At 40.3% G+C, this 15,061-nt stretch carries 28 protein-coding genes; all 28 read right to left on the reverse strand.

Annotated features, from left to right (window positions below):
- Positions 1 to 120: 120 nt before the first annotated feature.
- Complete coding sequence (locus ADI76_RS05395) at positions 121 to 1,392, reverse strand: glutamate-cysteine ligase family protein (protein ID WP_049515049.1); 1,272 nt, start codon at positions 1,390 to 1,392, stop codon at positions 121 to 123.
- Between the two features lie 254 nt (positions 1,393 to 1,646).
- Positions 1,647 to 2,033 (reverse strand): 50S ribosomal protein L17, encoded by a 387-nt coding sequence (gene rplQ, locus ADI76_RS05400; RefSeq protein ID WP_003002399.1) that lies wholly within the window; start codon positions 2,031 to 2,033, stop codon positions 1,647 to 1,649.
- A gap of 11 nt (positions 2,034 to 2,044) precedes the next feature.
- Positions 2,045 to 2,983 (reverse strand): DNA-directed RNA polymerase subunit alpha, encoded by a 939-nt coding sequence (locus tag ADI76_RS05405; protein ID WP_049515050.1) that lies wholly within the window; start codon positions 2,981 to 2,983, stop codon positions 2,045 to 2,047.
- Positions 2,984 to 3,028: 45 nt separating this feature from the next.
- Positions 3,029 to 3,412, reverse strand: coding sequence for a 30S ribosomal protein S11 (gene rpsK / locus ADI76_RS05410; RefSeq protein ID WP_003002390.1), 384 nt, complete (start codon positions 3,410 to 3,412; stop codon positions 3,029 to 3,031).
- A gap of 23 nt (positions 3,413 to 3,435) precedes the next feature.
- The gene (gene rpsM / locus ADI76_RS05415) at positions 3,436 to 3,801 is read right to left on the reverse strand and encodes a 30S ribosomal protein S13 (RefSeq protein ID WP_003009631.1); all 366 of its coding nucleotides are present in this window, start codon (positions 3,799 to 3,801) and stop codon (positions 3,436 to 3,438) included.
- A gap of 17 nt (positions 3,802 to 3,818) precedes the next feature.
- Positions 3,819 to 3,935: a 50S ribosomal protein L36 gene (gene rpmJ / locus ADI76_RS10920; RefSeq protein ID WP_001808836.1), complete on the reverse strand. Its 117-nt coding sequence runs from the start codon at positions 3,933 to 3,935 to the stop codon at positions 3,819 to 3,821.
- Positions 3,936 to 3,958: 23 nt separating this feature from the next.
- Positions 3,959 to 4,177, reverse strand: a complete 219-nt coding sequence (gene infA / locus ADI76_RS05420) for a translation initiation factor IF-1 (RefSeq protein ID WP_001029883.1) — start codon at positions 4,175 to 4,177, stop codon at positions 3,959 to 3,961.
- 116 nt (positions 4,178 to 4,293) lie between these two features.
- Positions 4,294 to 4,932: an adenylate kinase gene (locus ADI76_RS05425; protein ID WP_049515051.1), complete on the reverse strand. Its 639-nt coding sequence runs from the start codon at positions 4,930 to 4,932 to the stop codon at positions 4,294 to 4,296.
- 96 nt (positions 4,933 to 5,028) lie between these two features.
- Positions 5,029 to 6,339, reverse strand: coding sequence for a preprotein translocase subunit SecY (secY, locus tag ADI76_RS05430; protein ID WP_023920186.1), 1,311 nt, complete (start codon positions 6,337 to 6,339; stop codon positions 5,029 to 5,031).
- A 12-nt stretch (positions 6,340 to 6,351) separates the two neighbouring features.
- A complete protein-coding gene (rplO, locus tag ADI76_RS05435) occupies positions 6,352 to 6,792 on the reverse strand; it encodes a 50S ribosomal protein L15 (RefSeq protein WP_003002405.1) in 441 nt (146 codons plus the stop codon).
- 145 nt (positions 6,793 to 6,937) lie between these two features.
- Entirely contained in the window at positions 6,938 to 7,120 is a 183-nt protein-coding gene (rpmD, locus tag ADI76_RS05440; protein WP_002894509.1) for a 50S ribosomal protein L30, read from the reverse strand.
- Positions 7,121 to 7,134: 14 nt separating this feature from the next.
- Positions 7,135 to 7,629 (reverse strand): 30S ribosomal protein S5, encoded by a 495-nt coding sequence (gene rpsE, locus ADI76_RS05445; protein WP_003009617.1) that lies wholly within the window; start codon positions 7,627 to 7,629, stop codon positions 7,135 to 7,137.
- Positions 7,630 to 7,646: 17 nt separating this feature from the next.
- Entirely contained in the window at positions 7,647 to 8,003 is a 357-nt protein-coding gene (gene rplR / locus ADI76_RS05450; RefSeq protein ID WP_003010871.1) for a 50S ribosomal protein L18, read from the reverse strand.
- An 83-nt stretch (positions 8,004 to 8,086) separates the two neighbouring features.
- Complete coding sequence (gene rplF / locus ADI76_RS05455; RefSeq protein ID WP_049492183.1) at positions 8,087 to 8,623, reverse strand: 50S ribosomal protein L6; 537 nt, start codon at positions 8,621 to 8,623, stop codon at positions 8,087 to 8,089.
- A gap of 194 nt (positions 8,624 to 8,817) precedes the next feature.
- Complete coding sequence (gene rpsH, locus ADI76_RS05460) at positions 8,818 to 9,216, reverse strand: 30S ribosomal protein S8 (protein ID WP_003010897.1); 399 nt, start codon at positions 9,214 to 9,216, stop codon at positions 8,818 to 8,820.
- Positions 9,217 to 9,428: 212 nt separating this feature from the next.
- Positions 9,429 to 9,614 (reverse strand): type Z 30S ribosomal protein S14, encoded by a 186-nt coding sequence (locus ADI76_RS05465; protein ID WP_001085699.1) that lies wholly within the window; start codon positions 9,612 to 9,614, stop codon positions 9,429 to 9,431.
- A gap of 17 nt (positions 9,615 to 9,631) precedes the next feature.
- Positions 9,632 to 10,174, reverse strand: coding sequence for a 50S ribosomal protein L5 (rplE, locus tag ADI76_RS05470; RefSeq protein WP_003009606.1), 543 nt, complete (start codon positions 10,172 to 10,174; stop codon positions 9,632 to 9,634).
- 23 nt (positions 10,175 to 10,197) lie between these two features.
- Positions 10,198 to 10,503, reverse strand: coding sequence for a 50S ribosomal protein L24 (gene rplX, locus ADI76_RS05475; protein WP_003002315.1), 306 nt, complete (start codon positions 10,501 to 10,503; stop codon positions 10,198 to 10,200).
- 74 nt (positions 10,504 to 10,577) lie between these two features.
- Positions 10,578 to 10,946 carry a 50S ribosomal protein L14 gene (gene rplN / locus ADI76_RS05480; RefSeq protein ID WP_003002384.1) on the reverse strand — a complete coding sequence of 123 codons (369 nt, stop codon included), beginning with the start codon at positions 10,944 to 10,946 and terminating at the stop codon, positions 10,578 to 10,580.
- Positions 10,947 to 10,971: 25 nt separating this feature from the next.
- The gene (rpsQ, locus tag ADI76_RS05485) at positions 10,972 to 11,232 is read right to left on the reverse strand and encodes a 30S ribosomal protein S17 (protein ID WP_003009600.1); all 261 of its coding nucleotides are present in this window, start codon (positions 11,230 to 11,232) and stop codon (positions 10,972 to 10,974) included.
- Between the two features lie 23 nt (positions 11,233 to 11,255).
- The gene (gene rpmC / locus ADI76_RS05490; RefSeq protein WP_003002350.1) at positions 11,256 to 11,462 is read right to left on the reverse strand and encodes a 50S ribosomal protein L29; all 207 of its coding nucleotides are present in this window, start codon (positions 11,460 to 11,462) and stop codon (positions 11,256 to 11,258) included.
- 9 nt (positions 11,463 to 11,471) lie between these two features.
- On the reverse strand, positions 11,472 to 11,885 hold the full coding sequence (gene rplP, locus ADI76_RS05495; protein WP_000960947.1) for a 50S ribosomal protein L16: 414 nt from the start codon (positions 11,883 to 11,885) through the stop codon (positions 11,472 to 11,474).
- A 3-nt stretch (positions 11,886 to 11,888) separates the two neighbouring features.
- On the reverse strand, positions 11,889 to 12,542 hold the full coding sequence (gene rpsC / locus ADI76_RS05500) for a 30S ribosomal protein S3 (RefSeq protein WP_003002336.1): 654 nt from the start codon (positions 12,540 to 12,542) through the stop codon (positions 11,889 to 11,891).
- Positions 12,543 to 12,554: 12 nt separating this feature from the next.
- On the reverse strand, positions 12,555 to 12,899 hold the full coding sequence (gene rplV, locus ADI76_RS05505; RefSeq protein WP_000818139.1) for a 50S ribosomal protein L22: 345 nt from the start codon (positions 12,897 to 12,899) through the stop codon (positions 12,555 to 12,557).
- A gap of 11 nt (positions 12,900 to 12,910) precedes the next feature.
- The gene (gene rpsS, locus ADI76_RS05510; RefSeq protein ID WP_000533766.1) at positions 12,911 to 13,192 is read right to left on the reverse strand and encodes a 30S ribosomal protein S19; all 282 of its coding nucleotides are present in this window, start codon (positions 13,190 to 13,192) and stop codon (positions 12,911 to 12,913) included.
- Between the two features lie 96 nt (positions 13,193 to 13,288).
- Positions 13,289 to 14,122 (reverse strand): 50S ribosomal protein L2, encoded by an 834-nt coding sequence (gene rplB, locus ADI76_RS05515; protein WP_000512900.1) that lies wholly within the window; start codon positions 14,120 to 14,122, stop codon positions 13,289 to 13,291.
- A 17-nt stretch (positions 14,123 to 14,139) separates the two neighbouring features.
- Positions 14,140 to 14,436 (reverse strand): 50S ribosomal protein L23, encoded by a 297-nt coding sequence (locus ADI76_RS05520; protein WP_003009593.1) that lies wholly within the window; start codon positions 14,434 to 14,436, stop codon positions 14,140 to 14,142.
- Positions 14,436 to 15,059 carry a 50S ribosomal protein L4 gene (rplD, locus tag ADI76_RS05525; protein WP_003009591.1) on the reverse strand — a complete coding sequence of 208 codons (624 nt, stop codon included), beginning with the start codon at positions 15,057 to 15,059 and terminating at the stop codon, positions 14,436 to 14,438. Before rplD ends, ADI76_RS05520 begins: the two co-directional genes overlap by 1 nt.
- Positions 15,060 to 15,061: the final 2 nt, after the last annotated feature.

Genomic DNA, 15,061 nt, shown 5'->3' on the forward strand with positions numbered 1-15,061 from the left:
GACAACTATATTAGTATATCATGACCTGGACTTACTGTCAATACTTTTTCTCAAAAAATTTTACTTTTTTGAAAGTTTTCTTGAAGGTGTGAAGAAAAGCCTGTAATACAGGCTTTTCTATCAATTCAGTTCTTTGTTGATAATTAGAAATGTTTCTTCCCCGTAGCCTCTTTTGATCAATCCTGCTCTGGCTATGTCTATTAGATCTTTTGAAAAGGATTGGATAGTTTCTTCTTCCTTTTCGCTTAGAATTTTCTTTGAATATTTCTTTCTAAGTTTTCTATAGTCCTGTTTTTCATTTTTGAGAAATGAACAATGTTCTAAATAGTTTTCCAAGTTTTCTAACTGTACAAATAGGCCAAGTTCAAAAGCTATCGGTGCAAAGGTTGTTTCTAATGGTTGAGTACAAACACTTCTAAATTCTACTGTCCCACGGGCAGTGAGATCCTGAAATTGGTAACTTCGATGTTGTTTTAGGTCTTCTTTTACAGGTCTAATGATTTTTTCATTACCATCAGCCGTATAGGCTGTAATTTCTTTTTGATCTAGATAGTCTTTTACTCGAATAGGTTTAAAATAATAGGATTGATCGTCTCTAGTTGCAGTAAAAATAGCTGTGCTAGCAAGATTATTAAAAAACTCTTCTTCGCTTTGGTAGTCCTTAGGATAAACACCTACATTCTCCTTATAATAACCATGTAAGGATTCTTCCCAAAAAATATCTCTCGTAATCTTTGTATCCCAAGCCTCTGCTGAAAATTCTGAGTTTGAGAATAAGTATGCTTTGGCTGCTTCAATTTTATTAAATGCATTAATGACTCGTATATAGTTATCACGGCGTACATCCAATTGAAGTTGGTTCCCGCATATAAAAGCTCCGTATGAAGGATAGGGGTGTGTTTTCATCCCTGTGCCATTCATTGCTAGGAAAGCCATTAACATCTTGTATCGTTCAATTTTTACTGGGCTATTATCATTTTTTTGCCACTGTGGATGGATCCCATGCCCTTGAATTTCGTGGTGGTCTTCTTGCAAAATCGGTTGAATGATCTTTAAATAGGCTTCAAAGCGTTCTGCCACCTCATCTATAGAATGAGCCTTTTCAAATGCAAATTCAATCGTATTGTAACTTAGCTCGAATAGAATACGATCTTTGGAAGGGCAGTGAACCAATTGAATTGGATTTTGATCGTCATCCATTTTTTCGACTTCAAAATCTAATGAGTTTGCTAAGGTTCTAAAAAGATTTTTCGTCACCTCTATATTGGTTTTATTTCCATTTATTTCTACAATCGGAAACTCTAATTCAACTCCGACAAAGAGCTCTGAATCCTCTTTCATATTACTGAGGTACTTCTCTTTTAGTAATTTAATTGCTTGTTGTTTTGTCATTGAATCCTTTTTCTTCTATTGGAGATATGGGTTCCATTATATCATTTTTTGCTATTCTCGACTACTTATGAAAAGCAAGACAAAACGCCTGCTTACGAAATTGTTTTAAGTTAAAGCAATTTCGTAAACAAGCGTCTACCATTCATTCAATATGATGAGTGTTCCCGCTGGGGAAAATCCCCAGCGGTAGACCAGAGCTAGACTAAGAATAACAGTGTATTCCATCATCATAACACTCAACAAAATTGATGATATTATACCAATTCGATGATAGCCATTGGCGCAGCATCACCACGACGTGGTTCAGTTTTAAGGATACGAGTATATCCACCATTGCGCTCAGCATAACGAGGTGCTAATTCAGAGAACAATTTTTGAAGTGCAGTTGTTTCTGAGTATTTACCTGTTTCTTCATCAAAGTTTTGTGATGCAACTTCGTTACGTACGAATGCAGCAGCTTGACGACGTGCATGCAAATCACCACGTTTACCCAAAGTAATCATTTTTTCAACTGATTTACGGATTTCTTTCGCACGTGCTTCAGTTGTTACAATTGCTTCATTGATGATAAGATCTGTAGTCAAATCGCGAAGCATTGCTTTACGTTGTGAGCTAGTGCGTCCTAGTTTACGGTAAGCCATGTATTCCTCCTCTATTTATCGTTTTTTAACCCAAGGCCTAAGTCGGCAAGTTTGATTTTAACTTCTTCAAGACTCTTACGTCCTAAGTTACGAACTTTCATCATTTCTGCTTCTGATTTTTCAGTCAAATCGTAAACAGTATTGATGCCAGCACGTTTCAAACAGTTATATGAACGAACTGAAAGATCTAATTCTTCGATTGTACGTTCTAAAATGCGATCATCAGAAGTTGTATCTACTTCTTTCATAACATCTGTTGCAATAGCAATTTCAGTTAAGTTTGTAAATAGATTTAGGTGTTCTGTCAAAATACGGGCAGACAAACCTAAGGCATCTTCTGGAATAATAGTCCCATTTGTCAAAATTTCAAGGGTTAGCTTGTCAAATCCATCGTTGCTACCAACGCGAGCTGGTTCAACTTGGTAATTGACTTTTGTCACTGGCGTATAGATTGAATCTACAGCAAGTGTTCCCACTGGTGCATCATCTTTTTTGTTTTGATCAGCTGGAACATAGCCACGTCCACTGTTTACAGTAAGCATCGCTTTCAAAGATGCTCCTTCTCCGATCGTAAATAGATAATGATCAGGGTTTACAATTTCGATGTCACTATCCGTAAGAATGTCACCGGCAGTTACTTCTGCTGGTCCTTCTACATCAAGTTCAATAATCTTTTCGTCTTGGACGTAAGATTTAACGGCGATTCCTTTAACGTTAAGAATAATTTGCATAACGTCTTCACGGACTCCTGGAACCGTATCAAATTCGTGGAGTACACCTTCAATATTGATTGAAGTAACAGCCGCACCTGGAAGTGAAGCTAGAAGTACACGACGAAGTGAGTTTCCAAGTGTTGTACCATAGCCACGTTCAAGTGGTTCTACGACAAACACGCCATAATCTTTATTTTCATCAATTTTTGTTATATTTGGTTTTTCAAACTCAATCATTTGCTATACTCCCTCTTAAACGAAAAGCTGTGTAATTGTTGATGATTATACACGGCGACGTTTTGGAGGACGAGCACCATTGTGTGGTACAGGAGTTACATCGCGGATTGCAGTTACTTCAAGACCAGCAGCAGCAAGTGCACGAATAGCAGACTCACGACCTGAACCAGGACCTTTAACAGTTACTTCAACAGATTTAAGTCCGTGTTCTTGCGCAGCTTTTGCAGCAGCTTCTGATGCCATTTGAGCAGCAAATGGTGTAGATTTACGAGAACCTTTAAATCCAAGTGCACCTGCAGATGACCAAGCGATTGCGTTACCATGCACATCAGTAATCATAACAATTGTGTTGTTAAATGTAGCGTGAATATGAGCAATACCAGATTCGATATTCTTTTTCACACGACGTTTACGTGTTGGTTTAGCCAAGATTTTTACCTCCTTATTTTATTTTATTTTTTCTTACCTGCAATCGCAACAGCTTTACCTTTACGAGTGCGAGCATTGTTTTTAGTGTTTTGTCCACGAACTGGAAGTCCACGACGGTGACGGATACCACGGTATGAACCGATTTCCATCAAACGTTTGATGTTCAAGTTTACTTCACGACGAAGGTCACCTTCAACTTTGATTGCGTCAACTTCACGACGGATAGCATCTTCTTGATCTGGTGTAAGATCACGAACACGAATATCTTCAGAAACACCTGCAGCAGCAAGGATTTTCTTAGATGTTGGAAGTCCGATACCGTACACATAAGTCAATGAAATTACTACACGTTTGTCATTTGGAATGTCAACTCCAGCAATACGAGCCATGTTTTCTCCTTTCTATCTTATCCTTGACGTTGTTTGTGTTTTGGATTTGCTGGGCAAATTACCATAACACGACCATTACGACGAATTACTTTACAGTATTCGCAAATTGGTTTGACCGATGGTCTTACTTTCATTTTTATCCCTCCAAGTTTTTCGATTATTTAAAGCGGTATGTGATACGTCCACGTGTCAAATCGTACGGACTCATCTCCACTGTAACACGATCTCCCGCTAAAATACGAATATAGTTTTTACGAATTTTACCAGAAACTGTTGCTAAAATCTGATGTCCATTTTCAAGTTCAACCGTAAACATAGCATTCGGCATTGTATCGACTACTTTGCCTTCTACTTCAATCACATCGTCTTTTGCCACGCAAAAGTACCTCCATAAATTTCGATTCATTCCTCTGAGCACAGAGGTAACAATTATAAGTCAGACTAACTAATTGTAACACTTGTTGTCAAATATTGCAAGTGACTAAAACGTTTTTATTTCAAATTCTCTAAGACTTTTTGGATATCTTTGAAGACGTCGTTGATGTCTTGATTTCCCTCAATATCATGTACCAATCCTTTTCCACGATAATGAGCAAGAATCGGCTCACCTTGAGCAATATTTACATCCAAGCGGCGTTTCACTGTTTCTGGTTTGTCATCTTCACGTTGGTAATAGTCTTCTTCCTTGTAGTCAGCTGGTGGGTTGAATACTTTATGGTAAGTTTCACCTGTTTCGCGGTGAATAATACGACCACTCAAGCGTTCAAGAAGGCAAGATGGATCCACTTCGATATTGATTACTCCCTCAAGCTCCAAACCAAGATCAACCAAGATTTGATCCAAGGCATAAGCTTGTTCGATCGTGCGAGGAAAACCATCCAAAAGGAATCCTTTTTCCTTAATGTCGTCTTGAGCCAAACGTTCTTTTACAATCCCGTTTGTCACATCATCTGGCACCAATTCACCTTTGTCGATGAATGATTTTGCCAATACACCCATTTCAGTTTGGTTAGCCATTGCTGCGCGGAACATATCGCCGGTAGAGATATGCGCTACGTGAAACTCTTCAACGATTTTCACCGCTTGGGTCCCCTTACCTGCTCCAGGCAATCCCATAATTAAAAGATTCATGATGAATCCTCCTTATTTTGTTTTTAAATGGAAGCAGGAGCGAATTCCTATTTCCATTTAAAAACAAAATAGAAGGCTGACAAAGTCAACCTTATTCTATTCTGTTGTTGTGTCCATAAATCCGACATACTTACGTTTTAATAAATAGCCTTCTAATTGTTTCATTCCTTCAATACCTGTTGAAATAATGATTAACAAACTCGTTCCTCCAAGAGCAACTGCATCTGTCAAACCAAATAAATCTCTGGCTAAGATTGGAATGATGGTAATAAAGCCAAGGAATACTGATCCGACGCTTGCTAAACGACGTAGCAAACGAGACATAAACTCTTCTGTTCCCTTACCAGGGCGAACACCTGGGATATAGGCACCACTCTTTTGAAGGTTTTCTGCTGTTTTTTCAGGATTGATCTGAACAAACGTGTAGAAGAACGTGAAGAGAATGATCAATAAGGCATACATAGCGACACCAGTTGGTGTGTTTGTAGCCAACATGGCTTGGGCTGTTTTCACCCATCCTGCATTGTAACCCATAGCGCTAATTACTTGGAAAATGGCAGCAGGTGCTGCTGTAATCGAACTAGCGAAGATGACAGGAATAACTCCTGCTGGGTTTACTTTTAAAGGAAGGTAAGAACTTGATGGAGCTCCTTGAGCAATCTTAGTATATTGGATTGGAATCTTGTATTGTGCTTGCTCTACAAAAGTTGTAAAGTAAACAATAACCAAGACAGCGAGGATTAATACCCCAACAAAAATAAGGGAATTAGTCATTTGACCAGAACGTACGTTCACAAATGCATTTTCATAGATTTCTTTAATCATCTCAGGAATTGATGACACAATTCCCGCAAAGATAATCATTGAAACACCATTTCCGTACCCTTTATCTGTGATTTGTTCTCCAAGCCAAGTCACAATCATGGAACCGGTTGTCAGAATTGCACCGATTAACAGATAGGTCTTGGTATTGGGAGTTGCAACTAATTTTGCCTGAGACAAGGTGTGGAAGGTCGCTGTAATCCCAATGGATTGAACAAAAGCTAGGACCAAAGAAATATAGCGTGTTGCTTGGTTGAGCTTTCTTCGACCAACTTCTCCTTGTTTGCCCCATTCAACAAACTTAGGTAACAGATCCATTTGCAAAAGTTGCACGACGATCGAAGCTGTGATGTATGGGCTAACCCCTAATGCGAAAACTGAGAAGTTCCTCATAGCATTCCCAGATACTAAACTGAGCATGTTCAAGAAGGACACATCTTGAAGGTTATTCAGAATTTTCGCATTTACACCAGGTACTGTAATCGTGGTTCCAATGCGGAAAACAAGAATGATGAAGATGGTAAATAAAATCTTCGACCGAACTTGTTTTACCTTAAATGCATCTTTTAATAATTTAAAAAACATAGGTCACCTCACTTAGATGACTTCAACTGAACCACCTTTAGCAGTGATAGCTTCTTCAGCTGATTTAGAGAATTTAGCTGCTTTAACAGTCAACTTCTTAGTCAATTCTCCGTTACCAAGAATTTTGATACCTGATTTTTCAGCTTTTACAATTCCTGATTCTACAAGTACTACTGGAGTTACTTCAGCACCATCTTCAAAGGCGTTCAATTGATCAAGGTTCACAATAGCATATTCTTTAGCGTTGATGTTTGTAAATCCACGTTTTGGAAGACGACGGAACAATGGAGTTTGTCCACCTTCAAAACCAAGACGTACACCGCCACCGCTACGAGCTTTTTGACCTTTTTGGCCACGGCCAGAAGTTTTACCATTACCAGATGAAGTACCACGACCAACACGGTTGCGGACTTTACGTGAACCTGTAGCAGGTTGTAATTCATGAAGTTTCATTATTTATTTTCTCCTCTTTTGTAAATTGCTAACGCATGTAATCAGGAAAAGGTGTCCTAACTACAAACTCGCCTATACTTATATTTAGTTCTAGGGGATGAGAACTTCTCATACCCCTGAAAACTTTGTTTCTATTTTAAATAGATTATTTTACTTCTTCAACTGTTACCAAGTGAGATACAGCAGTGATCATACCACGTACTGCTGGGTTATCTTCTTTGATAACAGAGCTGTTCAATTTGCCAAGTCCAAGTGCTACAACAGTTTTACGTTGTGACGGGATGCGTCCGATTGGAGACTTAGTCAAAGTAATTTTAATTTGAGCCATTTGAATCTCCTTTCTTAAGCTAAGTCAGAAACTGAAATACCACGAAGGGCAGCAACTTCATCAGCGCGTTTCAATTGTGCCAAACCGTTAACAGTTGCACGAACGATGTTGATTGGAGTGTTTGATCCAAGTGATTTAGATGTAACATCTGCAATACCTGCCAATTCGACAACGGCACGAACTGCACCACCTGCAGCAACCCCAGCCCCTTCGATAGCTGGTTTCAACAATACACGAGCTCCACCAAATACTGATGTTACTTCGTGTGGAATTGTTGTTCCAACCATAGGAACTTCGATCAAGTTTTTCTTAGCATCTTCAACAGCCTTACGGATTGCTTCTGGAACTTCTTGAGCTTTACCAGTACCAAATCCAACACGGCCATTACGGTCACCAACAACTACAAGAGCTGCAAAACGAAGACGACGTCCACCTTTAACAACTTTTGTAACACGGTTGATGGCAACTACGCGTTCTTCAAGTTCAACTGCATTATCTTTAAATGCCATTTTCTAGTGTCCTCCTATTAGAATTTCAATCCGTTTTCACGAGCTGCATCAGCCAAAGCTTTAACACGTCCGTGATATAGATATCCACCGCGGTCGAACACCACTTCAGAAATACCTTTAGCAACTGCACGTTCAGCAACAAGTTTGCCGACAACAACGGCTTGTTCAGTTTTAGTTCCTTTTGAAACTTCTTTGTCAAGAGTTGAAGCGCTTGCGAGCGTTACACCCGCTACGTCATCAATTACTTGAGCGTAGATGCCTGTATTAGAACGGAATACGTTCAAACGTGGGCGATCAGCAGTTCCAGAGAGTTTTCCGCGAACGCGACGGTGGCGTTTTTGACGGATTTTGTTTTTATCTGGTTTCGAAATCACAATTTTCACCTCTTAATTTTAAAATCATGTGCTAAGCACTGAGTTGGTAAGATGAAGTTTGGTTGAAAAACAACCAAACTACATTATTTACCTGTTTTACCTTCTTTACGGCGAACGTATTCACCAACATAACGGATCCCTTTACCTTTGTATGGTTCAGGTGAACGAAGGCTACGTACATAAGCAGCTGTTTGACCAACTACTTCTTTTGAAATTCCGCTAACAACGATTGTTGTTGGGTTTGGAAGTTCAAAAGTAATTCCTTCTGGAGCTTCAACTTCGTCTGGGTGTGATTTACCAACAGCCAAAACAAGTTTTGATCCTTGAAGTTGTGCACGGTATCCAACCCCGCGCATTTCAAGTTCTTTCTTGAATCCTTCTGATACACCAGTAACCATGTTGTTCAAAAGGGCACGAGTTGTTCCGTGGATTGTTTTCATTTCTTTTGAATCGTTTGGACGGTGAAGCGTTACTTCAGTACCTTCCACACGGATTTCAATATCTTTTGAGAACGTACGAGTAAGTTCTCCTTTAGGTCCTTTTACAGTTACAACGTTGTCATTGTTAGTGAGTTCAACACCAGCAGGCAACACGATAACTTTATTACCAATACGTGACATGTTTTCTATTCTCCTGTTAAATTGTCAGACCTTTGCAGGCCAGTTTTCACGGGGTTTAAGATACTTATTTAGTTCAAGAGCTGAACTGAACACGCTCTAAGGACTGTGCAAAATAGATAAGTTGGCTTGTTTGTCAACAAACTGCTCCAACTTCCTAATTTTGCTTTGTTCTTTACGAGCTTTGTATCTTGATTTTACCAAACGTAAGCGATAACTTCCCCACCAACATTCTTTTGGCGCGCTTCTTTATCAGTAAGCAAACCTTCAGAAGTTGAAAGGATAGCAATTCCAAGTCCGTTAAGAACTTTTGGAAGATCTTCACGTTTTTTGTAAACACGCAAACCTGGTTTAGATACACGTTTCAAGTTTGTGATAACTTTTTCACCATTTTGTCCGTATTTCAAGAATACACGGATGATGCCTTGTTTGTCATCTTCGATGAATTCAACGTTTTTTACAAAACCTTCGCGTTTAAGGATTTCAGCAATCCCTTTTTTGATGTTTGATGCAGGTACTTCAAGTACTTCGTGTTTTGCTTGGTTAGCGTTACGAATACGTGTAAGGAAGTCTGCGATTGGGTCAGTCATAACCATTATAATTTCTCCTCTTACTAGTAGTTTGCAAGTTGCACTTGCTAGTTAATGATTGAGCTAGGCTCAGAAAGTTTTGATACATGCAAACGAGAATATACTCATTTGAACACGAGCTACAACCTGGGCAAAAAAGATCGATTGAATTCGGAGCTTCGCTCCGTCACCAAATCTCCTATTTTTGCTGGGGTTGTTACGGTCTTTGTATCATAGAATTACCAAGATGCTTTTGTGACACCTGGGATTTGACCTTTGTATGCCAATTCACGGAAGCAAACACGGCAAAGTTTAAACTTGCGGTAAACTGAGTGTGGACGTCCACAACGTTCACAGCGAGTGTATGCTTGAGTAGAGAACTTCGCTGGGCGTTTGTTCTTAGCAATCATAGATTTTTTAGCCATTAGTTTTACCTCCTATATTATTTTGCAAACGGCATTCCGAGGCCAGTAAGCAATGCACGTGATTCTTCGTCTGTGTTCGCTGTAGTTACGATTACGATATCCAAACCACGAGTTTTATCAACATCATCAAAGTTGATTTCTGGGAAGATCAATTGTTCTTTCACACCAAGTGTGTAGTTTCCGCGTCCATCAAATGATTTTGTTGGAACACCATGGAAGTCACGTACACGTGGAAGTGAAACTGTTACCAATTTATCTAAGAATTCGTACATACGTTCACCACGAAGGGTAACTTTTGCACCGATCGCAACACCTTCACGAAGACGGAAGCCGGCGATTGATTTTTTAGCCTTAGTGATCAATGGTTTTTGACCTGAGATCAAAGCAAGCTCTTCAGCAGCTTTTTCAAGGTTTTTAGCATTTGATACTGCATCACCGACACCCATGTTCAAAACGATTTTATCAACTTTTGGCACAGCCATAACTGATGAATAGTTGAACTGTTCAGTCAATGATGGTACTACTTCATTAAGGTATTTTTCTTTTAAACGATTAGCCATTATACTTCTCCTTTCCTTCGTGATTAGTCAAGCACTTCGCCTGATTTTTTGTTGTAGCGAACTTTTTTGCCGTCTACAAATTTGTAGCCAACACGTCCAGCAACACCGTTTTTGTCCAAAACTTGAACGTTAGAAGCATGGATTGGAGCTTCTTTTTCAACGATTGCACCTTGAGGGTTTTCGTTATTTGGACGTTGGTGTTTCTTGATGATGTTTACACCTTCTACAACAACTTTATTTACTTTTGGAAGAGCAGTAAGAACAACAGCTTCTACGCCTTTGTCTTTACCAGCGATAACGCGAACTTTGTCGCCTTTTTTTACAAACATTTTATTCTCCTTTTATTCTTACGCCCGATGGGCACCCTGGCTGAGCCAGGGGACTGTGTTTGTTTTTTTATTGATTAAAGTACTTCTGGAGCAAGTGATACGATCTTCATGAATCCACCGTCACGCAATTCACGTGCAACTGGGCCAAAGATACGAGTTCCGCGAGGAGTTTTGTCGTCACGGATGATCACTGCTGCATTTTCGTCGAACTTGATGTATGAACCATCTTTACGACGAGCACCTGATTTAGTACGAACGATAACAGCTTTTACAACGTCACCTTTCTTAACCGCACCACCAGGAGTAGCTTGTTTTACAGATGCAACGATTACATCACCGATGCTCGCGAATTTACGTTTTGAACCACCAAGAACTTTGATCGTCAAGATTTCGCGTGCGCCACTGTTGTCAGCGACTTTCAAACGAGTTTCTGTTTGAATCATTTACGTTTTCTCCTTTCAGGTATGATTAGATGATGACCGCTTTTTCAACGACTTCTACAAGACGGAAGCGTTTTGTAGCTGAAAGCGGACGAGTTTCCATGATACGAACGATATCGCCTTCTTTAGCAACATTGTTTTCATCATGAGCTTTGTATTTTTTAGAATAGTTGATACGTTTACCATAGACTGGGTGGTTACGTTTAGTTTCAACTACAACTGTGATTGTTTTGTCCATTTTGTCAGACACAACGCGTCCAACAAGAACTTTACGATTATTGCGTTCCATTGAAATTCTCCTTCCCTAGTCTATTATTTAGCTTCTGATTGAACAGTTTTGATACGAGCGATTTGTTTTTTCACTTCTTTCAAACGTCCAGTTTGTTCCAATTGACCAGCAGCTGCTTGGAAACGAAGTTCAAACAATTCTTTCTTCAATTCATTTTCACGCTTCGCGAGTTCTTCTTGAGAAAGACCACGAAGTTCTTTAACAAATTCTTTTACTTCTGTAAGTTTCATGACCTCTCCTTATTCTGCTTCACGTTTCACAAATTTAGTTTTAACTGGCAATTTGTGGCTAGCAAGACGAAGTGCTTCGCGTGCGATCTCTTCAGATACACCAGCGATTTCGAACATCACTTTACCACGTTTAACTGGTGCTACCCAACCTTCAGGAGCCCCTTTACCAGATCCCATACGTACCCCGATAGCTTTAGCGGTGTATGATTTGTGTGGGAAAATCTTAATCCAAACTTTACCACCACGTTTCATGTAACGAGTCATGGCGATACGAGCAGCTTCGATTTGACGGTTTGTGATCCAGTGGCTAGTTGTAGCTTGAAGACCGTATTCACCGAATGCTACTTCTTTTCCACCTTTTGCTTCACCGCGCATTTTACCACGGAATTCGCGACGGTGTTTTACACGTTTAGGTACTAACATTGGTTATTTACCTCCTTTAGCGTCTTTACGAGCTGGAAGAACTTCACCACGGTAGATCCATACTTTAACACCAAGTTTACCGTAAGTAGTGTCTGCTTCTTCCCAAGCGTAATCGATATCAGCGCGAAGTGTGTGAAGTGGAACAGTTCCTTCAGAGTATCCTTCTGCACGGGCAATATCTGCTCCGTTCAAACGACCTGATACTTGAGTTTTGATTCCTTTAGCTCCAGCACGCATAGCACGTTGGATCGCTTGTTTTTGTGCACGACGGAAAGCAACACGTTGTTCCAATTGACGAGCGATTCCTTCACCAACAAGGTGAGCATCCAAGTCAGGACGTTTGATCTCAATGATGTTGATGTGTACTTGTTTACCAGTCAATTTGTTAAGAGCTGCACGAAGTGCATCAACGTTTGCTCCACCTTTACCGATAACCATACCTGGTTTAGCAGTGTGAAGAGAAACGTTAACTTTGTTTACTGCGCGTTCGATTTCAATAGTTGAAACGGCTGCGTCAGCCAATTCTTTTTGAATGAATTTACGGATTGCAAGATCTTCATGAAGGTAATCCGCGTATTCTTTTTCAGCATACCATTTGGCATCCCAATCACGGATGATACCAACACGCATACCAATTGGATGTACTTTTTGACCCACGAGTTTACCTCCTTATTTTTCTGCAACAGCTACTGTGATGTGAGCTGTACGTTTGTTGATTGGTGAAGCTGAACCTTTCGCACGTGGACGGAAACGTTTCATTGTTGGTCCTTCGTTTGCGAATGCTTCAGATACTACCAAGTTAGCTTTTTCCAAACCAAAGTTGTTTTCAGCGTTTGCTACTGCTGAGTTCAACACTTTAAGGATGATCCCTGCAGCTTTGTTTGGTGTGAATGTCAAAATAGCGATGGCATCGGCTACGCTTTTACCACGGATGTTGTCAAGAACAAGACGTGATTTACGAGGTGAAACACGCACTGTACGAGCCATTGCTTTAGCTGAAGTAATTTCTGCCATTTATGTTCTCCTTATTTTCTACGTGTCTTCTTGTCGTCTGCCGCGTGACCTTTGTAAGTACGAGTTGGTGCAAATTCACCAAGCTTGTGACCTACCATGTCTTCTTGGATGTAAACAGGTACATGTTTACGTCCATCATAAACTGCGATAGTGTATCCGATGAAACTTGGGAAGATCGTTGAACGACGTGACCAAGTTTTAATTACTTTTTTCTTTTCGTCGTTTGCTTGAGCTTCAACTTTTTTCATCAAATGCTCATCGACGAAAGGTCCTTTTTTAAGACTACGTCCCATTTTGTAATTTTCTCCTTTAAAATTTAGTACCACAGCGGCTTGCGCTGCTAGGCAGCGCTACCGAGCTGGCGGAAAGTGTAAGCTAGTTGCTTATGATTATTTTTGGTTGCGACGACGAACGATAAGTTTGTCAGATTTCGCTTTCTTGTTACGAGTTTTAAGACCAAGCGCAGGTTTACCCCAAGGAGTAGATGGCGCTTTACGTCCAACTGGTGCTTTACCTTCACCACCACCGTGTGGGTGATCATTCGGGTTCATTACAGAACCACGAACTGTAGGGCGAACACCTTTCCAGCGGTTACGTCCCGCTTTACCAAGGTTAACAAGTCCATGTTGTTCATTTCCGACAACACCAACTGTAGCACGGCAAGTTCCAAGAATCATACGAACTTCGCCTGATTGAAGACGAACAAGTACATATTTACCTTCAGAACCCAATACTTGAGCAGAAGCTCCAGCAGCACGTACCAATTCTCCGCCTTTACCAGGTTTCAATTCGATGTTGTGGATCAAAGTACCAACTGGGATGTTAGCAAGTGGAAGAGCATTTCCGACTTTGATATCTGCTTCTGGTCCTGATACAATGCGTTGTCCTACTTCAAGACCTTTAGGGGCAATGATGTAAGCTTTCACACCGTCAGTGTAGTGTACAAGCGCGATGTTAGCTGAGCGGTTTGGATCGTATTCGATCGTTTTAACGACTGCTTCAACTCCATCTTTGTTACGTTTGAAATCGATCAAACGGTAATGACGTTTGTGTCCACCACCTTGGTGACGAACAGTGATACGACCGTTGTTGTTACGACCTGCTTTGTTTTTAAGAGAAACAAGCAAAGTTTTCTCAGGTGTGTTTGTTGTGATTTCAGCGAAATCCAAAGAAGTCATATTACGGCGACCGTTTGTTGTTGGTTTATAAACACGAATTCCCACGATATTTCCTCCTTAGATTATTCAGCTTCAGTAGCAAACAACTCGATTGCTTTAGAATCAGCTGCAAGCGTGATGATAGCTTTTTTAGTTTTTGAAGTAAAACCAGTGTAACGTCCAACGCGTTTTGCTTTAGGTTTTACGTTTACAGTGTTCACATTCGCAACTTTTACACCTTCAAACGCAGCTTCAACAGCTTGTTTGATCAAAAGTTTGTGAGCGCGAGTGTCAACTTCGAATACATATTTGCCTGCTTCAAGTTGAGCCATTGACTTTTCAGTGATAACAGGTTTTTTGATAACATCATACAAATTCATTATGCAAGAACCTCCTCGATTTTAGAGATAGCTGCTTGAGTAACAAGAAGTTTGTCACTATTTGCGATGTCAAGAACACTTGCAGTTGTAGCAGTCGCAACTTTCACGTTTGGAAGGTTACGAGCTGAAAGAGCTGCGAATTCGTTTCCTTCTTCAAGAATAACAAGGACTTTAGAATCGATGCTCAAAGCTGCAAGAACTTTTGCAAATTCAGCAGTTTTTGGAGCTGTAAATTCAAGAGAATCAACGGCTACAAATTTGTTTTCAGCAACTTTTTCTGAGTAAACAGATTTAAGTGCAAGGCGACGAACTTTTTGAGGAAGTTTGTACGCATAGCTACGTGGAGTTGGTCCGAAGACGATTCCACCACCACGCCATTGTGGAGAGCGGATAGAACCTTGACGAGCACGTCCAGTTCCTTTTTGACGCCATGGTTTGCGTCCGCCACCTGAAACGGCTGAACGGTTTTTAACTGCATGAGTTCCTTGACGAAGGCTAGCACGTTGGCTGATGATCACATCAAATACAACTGCTTGGTTTGGTTCGATACCAAAGATCGCATCGTTAAGAACAACTTCGCCCGCTTGTTTACCAGTTTGGTCGAATAATGTTACATTTGCCATTT

Source organism: Streptococcus parasanguinis, from assembly GCF_001074805.1.
GTDB classification, from domain to species: Bacteria; Bacillota; Bacilli; order Lactobacillales; family Streptococcaceae; genus Streptococcus; species Streptococcus parasanguinis_A.